Consider the following 13,758-nt stretch of genomic DNA (forward strand, 5'->3'; position numbering starts at 1 on the left):
CTCGAAGTTGTGAGCCTGGGAAAGAGCGCGATCGCGGAGAAGCCGCTGAGCGCACCACTGAACCTGAAGTTCGACTACACCCGATCCACGGGGCCGACCGTCGGCGCGTTCGTCACGGGCCTGCGCGACGGGCGCATCCTCGGCGCCCGCGGCTCGGACGGGCGCGTCCTCGTGCCGCCCCCGGAGTTCGACGCGGTCACCCACGAACCCCTCACCGACTTCGTCGAGGTGGGGCAGTCCGGCACGGTGCGCAGCTGGACGTGGAACCCCGAGCCGCTGCCGGGCCAGCCGTTCGACCGGCCGTTCGCGTGGGCGCTGATCCAGCTGGACGGGGCCGACACGACGCTGCTGCACGCGGTCGACGTCCCCGGTCCCGAGGACATGAGCACCGGGATGCGGGTACGCGTGCGGTGGGCCGACGACCGCGCCGGTCACATTCGTGACATCGCAGCCTTCGAACCGGGCGAGGCCGAGACCGTCACGGTCCGGACGGACGCCTCCGGCGAGCCGGTGACGATGATGATCACGCCGCTGGATCTGCACTACACGCACAGCGCGTCCTACGAGGAGTCCTACTACCTGCGCGCACTGGCCGAGGGCAAGCTGATCGGCGGCCGCACCGGACCGGGCGGCAAGGTCTACATCCCGCCGCGCGGCGCGAACCCCACCGACGGCATCCCCACCCGGGAGCAGGTCGAGGTGTCCGACAAGGGCATCGTCACCACGTTCTGCATCGTCAACGTGCCGTTCCTCGGCCAGCAGATCACGCCGCCGTACGTCGCGGCCTACGTGCTGCTCGACGGTGCGGACATCCCGTTCCTGCACCTGATCCTCGAGTGCGACGCCGCCGACGTCCGGATGGGCATGCGGGTGGAGGCGAAGTGGCGCCCGCGCGAGGAGTGGGACTACACGCTGCGCAACATCGAGTACTTCCGGCCGACCGGCGAACCGGACGCCGACTACGAGACCTTCAAACACCACCTGTAAGGGAGCCGCGCCCACCATGACAGACATCGCAGTCGTCGGCTTCGCGCAGGCACCCCACGTGCGCGAGACCACCGGCACCACCAACGGCGTCGAAATGCTCGTCCCCTGCTTCCGGGAGCTGTACTCGAAACTGGGAATCACCAAGTCGGACATCGGTTTCTGGTGCTCCGGTTCGTCCGATTACCTCGCGGGCCGGGCGTTCTCGTTCATCTCGGCCGTGGACGCGATCGGCGCGGTGCCGCCGATCAACGAATCCCACGTCGAGATGGACGCCGCCTGGGCGCTGTACGAGGCGTGGGTCAAGCTGATCACCGGGGAGGTCGACACCGCCCTGGTGTACGGCTTCGGCAAGTCGTCGGCCGGCACCCTGCGTCAGGTCCTCGGCCTGCAGCTCGACCCGTACCTCGTCGCCCCGCTCGGCCTCGATTCCGTGTCCCTCGCCGGGCTGCAGGCCCGGTTCGGGCTCGACGCCGGCAAGTGGACGGCGGAGGACATGGCACAGGTCGCGGTGCGCGCGCGGGCCGCCGCCAAGGACAACCCGAACGCCCAGATCAGCGGCGACTTCGACGTCGAGGAGCTGCTGGCCCGGCCCTACGTCGCCGATCCGCTGCGGGGGCACGACTGCGCGCCGGTCACCGACGGCGCCGCCGCGATCGTGCTCGCCGCCGGCGACCGGGCCCGTGAACTGTGCGAGAACCCCGCCTGGATCACGGGCATCGAGCATCGCATCGACTCGCCGAACCTCGGCGGCCGCGACCTGACGACCGCGCCGTCCGCGTCGGCCGCCGCGCGGGCCGTCACCGGCGGTGACACCGCGTTCGACGTCGCCGAACTGCACGCGCCGTTCACCCATCAGGAGCTGATCCTGCGCGAGGCCCTCGGCCTCTCCGACGCGACGGCGGTCAACCCGACCGGCGGCCCGCTCACGGGTAACCCCATGTTCTCCGGCGGCCTCGAGCGCATCGGCTGCGCCGCGCAGGCGATCATGGCCGGGCGGGCCGGGCGGGCCCTCGCACACGCGACGAGCGGTCCTGTGCTGCAACAGAATCTGGTAGCCGTTCTGGAGGGACGTAACTGACATGGCCAAGCAACTCGCGGCTGTCCTCGGCACGGGGCAGACCCACTACGTCGCCAAACGGCACGACGTGTCCATGTCCGGCCTCGTGCGCGAGGCGATCGACCGCGCCCTGGCCGACTCGGACGTCGGCTGGGACGACATCGACGCGGTCGTGATCGGCAAGGCCCCCGACCTGTTCGAGGGCGTGATGATGCCCGAACTGACCATGGTCGACGCGATCGGCGCCACCGGCAAGCCGATGCTGCGGGTCCACACCGCCGGTTCGGTCGGCGGGTCCACCGCCAATGTCGCCGCCAGCCTCGTGCAGGCCGGCGTGCACCGGCGGGTGCTGGCCGTGGCGTGGGAGAAGCAGTCCGAGTCGAACGCGATGTGGGCGCTGTCCACCCCGGTGCCGTTCACCATGCCGGTCGGCGCCGGCGCCGGCGGCTACTTCGCCCCGCACGTGCGCTCCTACATCCGCCGATCGGGCGCACCCGAGCACATCGGCGCGATGGTCGCCGTGAAGGACCGGCTCAACGGCGCGAAGAACCCGTACGCGCACCTCAAGCAGCCGAACATCACGCTCGAGTCGGTGCAGGCGTCGCAGATGCTGTGGGATCCGATCCGCTACGACGAGACGTGCCCGTCGTCGGACGGCGCGTGCGCCGTCGTGATCGGCGACGAGGACTCGGCCGCGGCGGTCGAGGCGCAGGGCCGGAGGGTCGCGTGGATCCACGCCACCGCGATGCGGACCGAGCCGACCACGTATGCGGGACGCGACCAGGTCAACCCCGAGGCAGGCCGGATGGCCGCGGCGGCGCTGTGGCAGGCCGCGGGTATCACCGACCCGCTCACCGAGATCGACTGCGCCGAGATCTACGTCCCGTTCTCGTGGTTCGAGCCGATGTGGCTCGAGAACCTCGGCTTCACCCCGGAGGGCTCCGGTTGGAAGCTCACCGAGGCCGGGGAGACGGCCATCGGCGGTCAGCTGCCGGTCAACATGTCCGGCGGTGTGCTGTCCTCCAACCCGATCGGCGCCTCCGGCATGATCCGGTTCGCCGAGGCCGCGATGCAGGTGATGCAGCGCGCCGGGGAGCATCAGGTCGACGGCGCACGCAAGGCACTCGGGCACGCGTACGGCGGCGGCTCGCAGTACTTCTCGATGTGGGTCGTCGGCTCGGACCGACCGGAACGATAGGCACGGACCGTGGTGGACTTCACCGTCGGCGTCGCGATGACGCCCCTCGACCAGCTCACCGGCCTCGCCCGCACCGCCGAGGAGTGCGGGTTCCGGTCGATCGCGCTGCCCGACTCCCTGTTCTACATGGAGAAGCAGACCGTCGACTACCCGTACACCCCCGACGGGTCGCGGATGTGGACCGAGGACACGCCCTGGGCGGACCCACTGATCGCCGCGGCCGCGATGGGGGCGGTCACGTCGACACTCCGGTTCTACACCCAGGTCCTCAAGCTCGGCTCGCGCAACCCGGTGCTGCTGGCGCGCCAGGTCGGCTCGGTGGCCAACCTCACCGGTAACCGCTTCGGCTTCGGAGTGGGAATCGGCTGGGCCCCGGAGGAGTTCGAGTGGTGCGGGGTGCCGTACGCGCGGCGCGGCAAGCGGGTGGACGAGATGATCGACGTCATCAAGCTCATCCTCGGCGGCGGCATGGTCGAGCACCACGGCGAATTCTTCGACTTCGACCGGCTGCAGATGAGCCCCGCCCCCACCGAACCCGTGCCGTTCTACATCGGCGGCCACACCGACGTGGCGCTGCGCCGGGCGGCGCGCGTGGGCGACGGCTGGACCTCGGCGATGATCCGGTTCGACGACCTCGTGCAGGTGATCGCCCGGCTGCGGGAGCTGCGCGCCGAACACGGCCGCGCCGACGATCCGTTCGAGATCCAGGCGGTGTGCGTGGACCGGTTCGGCCGTGCCGGGTACGCCGAGCTCGAGGATGCCGGCGTCACCGACATCATCGTGGTGCCGTGGATCTTCGACGGGCACGGCTTCGACAGTCCCCTCGAGGCGAAGCAGGAGTCCCTGCACCGTTTCGCCGACAGGTACATCCACGGAAAGGCATCGGCATGAGCGAGGAACACCCGGCCCGGGTCGCCGCGCGGGCGTCGCAGGCGGCGGCAAGCGGTAAACGCAAGGACGAGTGGCTCGCGTTGTTCGCCGAGAACGGTGTCGTCGAGGACCCGGTCGGTCCGTCCGGATTCGATCCGGAGGGCAAGGGCCATCACGGCCGCGAGGCGATCTCGCGGTTCTACGACATGACCATCGCGAACACCGACAAGCTCGAGTTCCTCGTCGACGACGTGCTGGTGTGCGGCGACGAGTGCGTCAACATCGGCACCATCCGCACGACCCTCGGCGGCAACGTGATCGACGCCGAGGGGGTGTTCGTCTACCGCGTGGACGACGACGGCCGGATCGCGTCGCTGCGCGCCTTCTGGGAGGTCGAACGGGCCATGAAGACGGTTCGCCCCGCAGCCGAGGCGGCGCGCGGCTAGTGTTCTGAGTCAGAAGTCTCATTCAGAAATGTCGAATCGGCGGATGGCCCGTACCGGGCGGCCGAAGGCCGCGCTGAGATTGTCCGACGACGAACGGGCTGCCCTCAAGGGATGGGTGCGGCGCCGATCGACCCCGCAGGCATGGGCGCTGCGGTGCCGGATCATCCTCGCCTGTGCGGAGGGCGCGTAGAACAAGGACGTAGCCGCCCGCCTGGGCGCGACGCCGCATGCGGTGGGGCGGTGGCGTCTCGTTTCATCGAGCGTCGGATCGCCGGGCTCGGGACATGTCCGGTCGGGTGGTCCGCGGTCGGTGACCGACGCGCAGGTCGCCGAGGTGGTCACACGCGCGCTTGAGACCACCTCGAAGGGCGCCACGCACTGGTCCACGCGGACGATGGCCAACGAGATGGGCCTGTCGCAGTCGACGGTCTCGCGGATCTGGCGGGCGTTCGGGCTGCAACCGCATCCCGCCGAGGGGTTCAAGTTGTCGACCGAGCCGTTCTTCGTCGACAAGGTCCACGACATCGTCGGCCTCTACCTGGATCCGCCGGAGCGAGCGTTGGTGTTCTGCGTGGGCGAAAAGTCGCAGATCCAGGCCCTGGAACGGTCACAGCCGGTATTGCCGATGATGCCCCGGGGTGCCGCAGAGGATGACCTACGACTACGTGCGGGCCGGTACCACCACGTTGTTCGCCGCCCTCGACGTGGCGTCGGGCAAGGTGATCGGCTCGCTGTGCCGCCGGCATCGCGCCGACGAGTTCAAGAAGTTCCTCATCACTCTGGACAGGCAGACGCCGGACGGTCTCGACCTTCACCTGGTATTGGACAACTACGCCACCCACAAGACTCCGGCGATCAAGACCTGGCTGCTGGCGCATCCACGGTTCCTCTCTGCACTTCACCCCGACCGGGTCGTCCTGGCTCAATCTCGTCGAGCGGTGGTTCGCCGAACTGACCACCAAGCAGATCCGCCGCGGCGTACACAAGTCGATTCTATACTTGGAGAAGGACATTCGAGCCTGGATCGCTCAGTGGAACACCGATCCCAAGCCCTACGTGTGGACCAAAACCGCCGACGATCCTCGAACGTCTCACCTCATATCTGAACAGGATTCCTGACTCAGGACACTAAAGAGGTGTTGTCCCGGCAGCCGCTACCTCCACCGACCCTGCCACACTCGGCATTTGGTCGGTAGCTCTCATTGGATGAGCGGAAAAACGTTACGACCGATTACATCCACCTCAGGAAACCGGTGGCGAGGAAAATCATCTCGGATTTCGCTCGAACCCTAGATATCCGGCGACTTTCATAAGAAGCTCGTCATTGATCGGCACCCTGTGGGCAAGATCGTTGCGAAGGTCGCGGAAGGTGCACAGTCGCTCGCGGTCGTCGCGACTGACCCTTACGCGACCCGAAGCCACGAGCCATGTCAGTGAGCCGATCTCGATGATGTTATCGTCACGCCGGTCGAGTTCGTCGAAGACCTGTTGTCGCGCTTCTCGACGGATAATCTCCTCGTAGTGCGCCCGCTCCTCGTCGACGTGCGAGATCAGGGCACGGTTGTGTGCCATCCAGATGCGTTGGTCGATCGACTTGTCGTCGAGCACGCGCGGGCTTCGCCGGAGTGAGTGCCCCCACCTATCCAAAAGGCCTTTCTGCCACGCTTCTTCTCGATCTGCTGGTGGGAGGGCGGACGGTCGGCGGTCCTGGTTCGAACGGCTATCGATGTCGACGCCGGGTGCGTGTGCTTGGTATTCACGAACTGCATGTGCAAGACCTGAAGTGGAACGGTCCCAGAACTCGATCAGGAAGTCGACACAGGCGAGATCCCACCCGGACACTTCGACGATGACAGCGGTGTCGACCGGATCGATGGTCCTACCTGCGAGAGCCACCAGTCGAGTCTCCGTATCCAATCGGTCGAGGACGCCCCACCACCAATGGACGGCGGTCAAGCTTGAGTCCAGACGTGTCAGTACATGCCTCGGAACCTCACTCAGCCGCCCTCCGACGAGTAACTTCGGCCGTTCGTTCTGGGAAAGCCCTGACGCGTGTACCTGCGCCGGCCAGCGCTCCAGGATCTCAGGAATGTCGGTATGGTCCCAGCTCGAAAGCACCACCCACGAGTCGTGCCAAGCCTCCCACTGGATGATCGATTCCCACTCGTCGAACGACGCGTATCGCACAGGGTCTGCGCCGAACGTATCGATCACCCGAGTGGGAAACGTATCGCAGGATTGCGTGCAGAATTCACTTCGCGCATTCTCCTTCGCGATCTCCTCCAACACATGATCAGCGAGACCTGTGTCGACGGCCGCGTCGGGGAACACCACGATCACCGACAGTCCCGCGCGAAGGTGCGAAGCCACGTCGGCAATGAACCGAAGCGGCCCTGGGAGCCGCAGGTACTCCTCTGAAGTGGGGCCGGAGGTCATTCCGCCTTCCTCAAGGCACGCATGACGACCGGATCGACCATGTAGTCGCCGTTTCGCTCGTTCACGGCACCGAGCGTGACGAGGACGGCCACGGTGTCACGAAGCGAATCGAGATTGCGGCCGAGAACGTCTGCGATGTCGATGACCGGTTCGAAATCGGTGGATTCGAACGACGCCCACTCCGCGAGCAGGCTACGCTGATCCTGGTTGATTCCGGTCTCGGCGAGGAATTGTTCAGCCTCGTCCCTGCTTCGAGGGAACGCTGCGAGTCTTGCCCACTCGTCGCTGTGACTACGTCCGCGATCCACCTCGTGGACCGCGCGCTCGACCAGGTCGGGCCATCCGCCGGAGTGCGCCAGGAGATTGCTCTGAAGTTCGGGTGATGTGAACGGATTGTCGCGCCAGGACCGAATTCCGTCCCCGGACCACTTTTTCAGCTCGATGACATCCGTGCGAACCACGGATTGTCCTCGTGTGAAGCTACGCGCGGCATCGATTCCTCCGGGGCCGAGCAGAAGGATGAGATGTCCGGATCCACGCTTCCGGAGGCTCCTCACCGCGAGTGCGATGTCCGCCGCTTCCGCTGGGGTGGCCTCACTCGCATCGAACACGAGGATGCGCGGGCGGCTCGTTCCAGGTCCCGAGAACTTGAACTCGCGTAGCATACTCAGCGATCCGGTTGATTCGGACTTCACGATCGAGATGTCAAGATTCCGATCGCTTTCAAGACTCTTGAGAACACCAGCAACTTTGCGGATCCCGAGCGCATCGCTCCCCAGGACGACATAGTTCCGGGCTTCATATTTCGTACTGACAGGCACCAACTCGCTGAGATCGTACTCCGACAGCGGACTGCGGAAGTCCTCGCCGTCGATCTGGACCTGCCGCCGTGTCCAGCGAGGATTGTAGGCATCTTCCAACTGGAAGGATTCCTCCTCAAGGATAGCCTCGAGTTCGCGTCGGGTTCCCAACATCATCACGGTGTTGGGGGAACGCATGGAGTACTTCGAGCTACGATCCTTGCTGAGAACACCAAGACCGGCGAGTTCGTCGAGATATACGGAGAACTCCGTGCTGTTCAGATCCTTGAATCCCTCATGCCAGTACAGCTCGCAGTGCTCTCGGATCTCACTGGGCGAGTACCGTGCCCGGAACTGGTCGTCCATGCACATGATCGCGACGGTGAGGGCGATGACGCGATACCGGTCTTCGAGTTCGATCGTGAGCCGCAGCTTCTGTGCGATCTTGTCACGGGTTTCCGGATTCTGGGTGATCGCATCGATATCCTCATCTGTGATCACGACCATGGGCTCGTTCTTTCGAAGCGGTCGAGACTGCAGATGCGCCACTAGGTCGCTGCACACCACCTGAATCAGACCCGGCTGCATGTTGGTGATGGCGAGAAGACGCCATACCGCATCAGGGTTCTCGAACTTGTAGCCGAGAGCCTCGAGAGGCTTCACCACAAGGTCTCGGGCAGGCTTCGCAGCCAGCGGGCCGATCAGTACGTCCTGTCCGCCGTGGGCGAGAGGAGTGTTGGCCACGTTCTGCAGTCGCTGCACCTTGTGAAGGCCGGCGAACACCGGCTTGAAGCGCCGATCGGTGTCCTCCCAAAGCCCCTTCAGGGGAGCGACGTTCTCGAATCGCTTTTTGGCGTTGCCTTCGGGTCCACCACTCGACTCCTTCTCGAGGAAAGCATCCGCTTCGTCTAGGAGCAGCAGCAGGCGACGAGTACTCTTGTCCGCCAGCCACTTCTTGACCGCATCGATGACGGGTTTGGATGTGCGGACGGATGGATTCTGCTTCAATCCGAAGCTTCCAAGCCGGGCCAGCTCGTTGTAGAGAACTTGCCACAGCTTGGCCGATTCGCTCCATGTACCGATGCCGTGAGCGTTCAGATCGATGTAGATCGCATGCTGATCGTCCACGAGATTGAAGTCGCGTTCGATCTTTCTCAGCAGAGCCGACTTACCGAGCTGTCGACCACCGTAGACGAAAATACTCCCCGCCGGATCCATGAGCTGCGTTTGCTCCTCGGCGCGGCCTACGAACACTTCGTCCGGAACGTTGCCTGCGACGACCGTGTAATGGGGGAAGCATGTGAACGGCAATGTCACCTGCTGCACCGCACGAAACGACCGTGGATGGTAGGTGGCAATCCATGCAGCGACGGCATGGTCAACGACGATCGCTGTGATCCTCTGCTCGCGGCAGACCTTGAGGCAGAGAAGCCGCTCCTCGAAACTCAGGACTCCATCGAACAGCAGAATGTTCGGCCCGTTGTACGTCGGAAAGGCGCTGGACAAGGTTTGGCGCAGTAGAGGGCGTTCTCCGGTGGCAGCGACCATATAGTGCGGCGCTTGGGACCCGAGGCCCGGAACCAGGGACTTGTCCACAGGCGTTGCGGTGGCTCGGTACAGGTCGAAATGCTTGCCGGAGGTCTTCTGCTTGGACACCTCGCCGCGAACGTCGAGGCCGATTCCTCGCAGGATCGAAGCCATGGCTGCGTGACGTCGATTCCTGTGTGTGCGAAGCGACATCAGCGCGTCCCACTGATCGAGCCGCCCACGGTCACTGTCCGCGATCACGGACGTGCTGGGATCGGCGCTTTCGATCACTGCTGCGATCTGGCGGATATTGCTCAGATCGCCTTCATGATTTTTGAGTACCCCCAGTGCTCGCATGAAGGCATCGAAGACGGTGGCGCCGGCACTGTCGTCGGAGTCTTCGATCGTCGGGAGGGGACCGCTACGGGCGAGAGCCAGAAGCTCATGGGCGCCCGCGAAATCCTCGCTCTGGATCAGCTCAAGTACCGCCTGCCGATCGGCTTCGATAGAGACTTCCTTGGTCACTCGTTCACGCAACTCGTATGCCTTCCGAGCGCGGTACTCGGCCAGGTCGTCACGAAGCTTCGCGAGCTCCATAATCTGGAGGTCGAAGCGGTCTTCCTCATAGGTGGACGGTGTCACGAGACGCGCTTCTGCATCGACGAGACCGGTCTGAGTGAAATCGTCCGCATAGGTTCGGCCCACTTCCGAACGAACTGCCGCGACCTCACGACGCAGCCTCGTTATCCATCGCTTTCGTTCGTTCGTGACAAGGTCGAGAAGTTCCGGGGCTCTGTTCACAACCTCGTTGGCCTGCAGCAGATCCCCGCGAGCAACGTAATCGTCGAAGATCTCGTTCGCCGTACCGGGGACACGGAGCTGCTCAAGCACTCTCGAGCTGTCGATTTCGTCCTCGACGATCGGAAGTCCTCGTTCGTCGCGGGGAAGGCTGGTCACATGGAGCAGTTCGCTCCGGAGCATTTCGTCCTCCCCCATCTCCGTGGGAGCATCCGGCGAGAGTATCCACTCTCGGAGACGTACAAGCGCAGCGTTCCCGGGACCACCCACGATATGGCCGACGGTTACCTTTGCGGCTGCAGACATCAGTCGGTGACGTGGTTCGTCGTCGCCGCCGTCCCTGTTGTTCAACTCGACCGAAGCCGCAGCGGCCAAGGCGTCCGCGACGCAGTCGGCGACGCTTTCGATCGTCTTGTACAACGACACCCGAGCGTGTGCAACGATCGAGGTTCGCCGTTGTTGCGGGGAACTCACTTTCTTGTCTGCGTACTCGATGAGCTCGTCGGGCTGTTCCAGCGCTGACAAGGCGCGAGCGAGCGCTTCTCGACGGTCGTCGTCCGTCTTCGGGCTCGCTACCAGCGCGAGCGCTTCTCCGAGTGGTTCCCGCTCGCGCAGGAGGAACCATTGGACCTTGTTGGCCCGCGTGAACTTGATGGGAGTTATCTGATCGCGGATCCGGACTGCACGGTCGCGAACGTCGTCGACCGACGGTTCGAGCTTCCGGCCACCGTCCTGGACGTGCTGATAGTTCCGGTCGCTGGCTGCAACGATCTCTTCGAGAAGCTCCCGCCATTCCTCGTCGAGGTTGGCCTGCCGAGCGATCTCCTCCACCTCGGATCTGGGGCTCCAACCGGCTGCGAGCGACGCACGCAGCGTCGCCGCAAGAGCAACTCGTGCGGTCTGAGGAGAACCGAACACAGCGCCATCGGGTAGGGAAGCTATTCGCGTGAGCACGCTGGACGCGTTGCTTCCTCCCGTCGGGGCATGGAACGCCACTGCTGCCTGCCTGTAGGCGTCGACGTCCACCTCCGACTCACCGGCGACCTTCGCGATCAGCCACGCTGCAGCAAACCTCCCGGCCCGGACATGTTCGGCAAGGTCGCCGTCGAAAGCGGTCTTCGAACCTGTTTCCGCTGCTTCTGCCCCCTCGAGTGGGGAGTCTGCCCGAGTATCCGAAGCGACGATCGACGCGACAGACGCAGGCTCATCCCCGTCCAGCGAAGCCGAATCGTCCGTCTCGGAAGAGGTACTCGACCGCGTTGACTCGAAGGCGAGTGCGGAGGGTTGCGCCGCCGTAGGCGGGTGCTCTGGGGCTTCTGCATCGTCCAGGCCGACCTCGGAGTCCGTATCGTCCGTCCGGTACTCGTGATCTGCGGATTCGGCGTCGGGAACCGAGACCTCTGGACGGTCAGGCTCGACTTCCGGCTCCGTGGCCTCCGACTCCGGGGCTCCCGGTTCCGCTTCCTCGATGTCTTCCACGGAATCGGCGACGGTTACGGACTCGGCGTCGATTTTGGGGTGGTCGGATGTGTGGGGGCCTTCCATGACCTGAGGGGTGGAGGTGGCCGAGTCAAGCTCGTTCTCGAGTTCGGCAATCTTGGTACGCGCCTCTTCGTAGGCTGCTTTGAACGTCTCACCCATGTCGGCCAGGTCGGCAAGTGAGGCAGCGTTCTCTCGCAGCCTCGTCAACGTCGCCATCTTCTCGGCACGCGCAGCCTTTGCCGCTTCAACAGCGGATTCTGCCGCAGCGAGCTTGTCTCGCACGTTCTCCAGCGCTTCGAATCCACCGGCCGCTGGTGGTGGCAGGAGTCCGATCTGTGTCCATGCGTCGGTCAGTTCGGCGGTCCAGTCCTCGATTGCAGCGAAAACACCGTCAGGAACAGCACTGCCGAGCAGGACGCCGTCTGCGCACTCGGTCAAGAGGTTAGCCAGCTGAACCGACCGATTGCGAAGATTCCCGAGGGTGGTTTCGACATCCGACGATTGCAGCCCGTCAGGCAGTTCCGCGAGGTCGATCCCGTCCGCATCCGTCGTCGAGCGATCGCGTAGCGCCGAGGTCGCATCCGGCGCCGGGGCCGGATCTGTAGCGTCAGCGCCCTGCGGCAATCTTGCGCGGAGGTCGGCCAGTATCCTGCGGAATTCGGTGAAGGTGAGATCCGACTCAAGGGCCAGGAGTGCTCTCACCCCGACTGTCTTGGTGGAGGGAGAGCCGTTCTCTGCGGCCTTCGTGTACTCGTGTCCGTATAAGCCAGGGAGCGAGCGGAGAAGTGGATCGGACTGGCTGGGGATGCAGAGCCATCGCCGAAAGATAGAGGCGTTGACCTTGGCTCCCCGCCGCTGCTTGGCCGCCGCGCGGACGGTCTCACGCAAGCGCGAACTTGAGGCGAGGATCTCTTCGATCTCGTCATCATCGAGAGCCTGAAGGCACTGTCGCACCAATGAGCTTTGCACCTGCTCAATATGACATACCGATCCTGGCATAATGCGAGGACTTACCCACCTACTGGGGGTTGTCGGGAACACCGCCGCATTAAGAGGATGCAGGAGGGACAGGGATATGGTTCGATTGGATGACGCGCCTCTCGCCCTTCATGTGCTAGGGCGTGTTTCAAAAGTGCTTACTGTGAGGGAGTTCGGACACGGTAGGTGTGTCGTTGCGACTGAATGAGCGGGGTCTCCGGTATCTGGGTTTAGCGACCAAACAAGACCTTGAATACCGAAGACCTCGTGCCCAGCGTAGCGGTGCCGGGGCGAGCAGACCTGACCGACGCGCAGTGGGCGCGGTTGGCTCCGCTGCTGCCCCGGGGGAAGAAGGCGGGCCGCCCGCCGAAACGGACGAAACGCCAGCCCATCGACGGCATCCGGTGGCGGACCCGCACGGGTACCCCCTGGCGGGACGTCCCGGCCCGGTACGGACCGTGGCAGACGGTGTACGAGCTGTTCCGACGCCGGCAACGCGGCGGAGTGTGGGCACAGATCCTGACGGCGTTGCAGGCACTCGCCGACGCTGCTGGCGCGATCGTGTGGGACGTCGGCGTCGACTCGACCATCGCGCGGGCCCACCAGCATGCGGCCGGGGCCCGCGGGGACGGCGATCAGCAGATCGAGCCACCCGGCGGGGTGGAGACCGAGCCGGATGATCACGCGTGGGGACGGTCGCGTGGTGGGTGGCCCACCAAGACCCATCTGGCCTGCGAGCAGGGCCGCAAACCGTTGTCGAGCGTGGTCACCGCCGGTCAGAGGGGGGACAGTCCGCAGTTCACCGCGGTTCTCGACGGGATCGGTGTGCCGCGGACCGGCCGCGGTCGGCCGCGTACCCGGCCGGATCGTGTGCTGGCCGACAAGGCATACAGCAGCACCGGAAATCGCGCCTACCTGCGTAAACGCGGTATCCGCGCGACCATTCCGGTCAAGTCCGATCAGGCTGCCCACCGGACGCGGAAGGGGTCGTCCGGTGGACGTCCGCCGGAGTTCGACACCGAGCACTACAAGCAGCGTCATGCTGTCGAGTGCGGTATCAACAAGCTCGAGCAGAACCGCGCGGTGGCAACCAGATTCGACAAACTTGCGGTCCGCTATACCGCCACCGTCCGAATCGCCGCCATCAATCAGTGGCTCCGGCCCGACCGCTTATGAAAC

Annotated in this window: 8 protein-coding genes and 1 pseudogene; 7 read left to right on the plus strand and 2 right to left on the minus strand. The window is 64.8% G+C overall.

Going from position 1 to position 13,758, the window contains the following annotated elements; genetic code table 11:
- Positions 1-9 precede the first annotated feature (9 nt).
- The 6 genes and pseudogenes from A4U64_RS20590 to A4U64_RS20615 all read left to right on the plus strand — a co-directional run bounded on the left by A4U64_RS20590 (position 10) and on the right by A4U64_RS20615 (position 5,690).
- The gene (locus A4U64_RS20590) at positions 10-987 is read left to right on the plus strand and encodes a Zn-ribbon domain-containing OB-fold protein (protein WP_006937828.1); all 978 of its coding nucleotides are present in this window, start codon (positions 10-12) and stop codon (positions 985-987) included.
- Positions 988-1,003: 16 nt separating this feature from the next.
- On the plus strand, positions 1,004-2,065 hold the full coding sequence (locus A4U64_RS20595) for a thiolase domain-containing protein (protein WP_006937826.1): 1,062 nt from the start codon (positions 1,004-1,006) through the stop codon (positions 2,063-2,065).
- Position 2,066: 1 nt separating this feature from the next.
- Positions 2,067-3,242 carry a thiolase domain-containing protein gene (locus tag A4U64_RS20600; protein ID WP_006937825.1) on the plus strand — a complete coding sequence of 392 codons (1,176 nt, stop codon included), beginning with the start codon at positions 2,067-2,069 and terminating at the stop codon, positions 3,240-3,242.
- Positions 3,243-3,254: 12 nt separating this feature from the next.
- Entirely contained in the window at positions 3,255-4,133 is an 879-nt protein-coding gene (locus A4U64_RS20605; protein ID WP_050036270.1) for a TIGR03619 family F420-dependent LLM class oxidoreductase, read from the plus strand.
- Complete coding sequence (locus A4U64_RS20610) at positions 4,130-4,558, plus strand: nuclear transport factor 2 family protein (RefSeq protein WP_065923042.1); 429 nt, start codon at positions 4,130-4,132, stop codon at positions 4,556-4,558. Before A4U64_RS20605 ends, A4U64_RS20610 begins: the two co-directional genes overlap by 4 nt.
- Positions 4,559-4,601: 43 nt before the next feature.
- Positions 4,602-5,690: pseudogene (locus tag A4U64_RS20615) on the plus strand (IS630 family transposase).
- Between the two features lie 134 nt (positions 5,691-5,824).
- Here the strand turns inward: A4U64_RS20615 and A4U64_RS20620 are convergent.
- Both A4U64_RS20620 and A4U64_RS20625 read right to left on the minus strand, forming a co-directional pair.
- On the minus strand, positions 5,825-6,994 hold the full coding sequence (locus A4U64_RS20620) for a hypothetical protein (protein WP_065923043.1): 1,170 nt from the start codon (positions 6,992-6,994) through the stop codon (positions 5,825-5,827).
- The gene (locus A4U64_RS20625) at positions 6,991-12,489 is read right to left on the minus strand and encodes a hypothetical protein (protein WP_157127593.1); all 5,499 of its coding nucleotides are present in this window, start codon (positions 12,487-12,489) and stop codon (positions 6,991-6,993) included. Before A4U64_RS20625 ends, A4U64_RS20620 begins: the two co-directional genes overlap by 4 nt.
- A gap of 357 nt (positions 12,490-12,846) precedes the next feature.
- On the opposite strand from A4U64_RS20625, the gene A4U64_RS20630 reads away from it, so the two are divergent.
- Positions 12,847-13,755, plus strand: a complete 909-nt coding sequence (locus tag A4U64_RS20630; RefSeq protein ID WP_065923045.1) for an IS5 family transposase — start codon at positions 12,847-12,849, stop codon at positions 13,753-13,755.
- The last annotated feature ends 3 nt before the right edge of the window (positions 13,756-13,758 follow it).

This window comes from Rhodococcus sp. WB1, from assembly GCF_001700945.1.
In the GTDB taxonomy this organism is placed as follows: Bacteria; Actinomycetota; Actinomycetes; order Mycobacteriales; family Mycobacteriaceae; genus Rhodococcus; species Rhodococcus aetherivorans.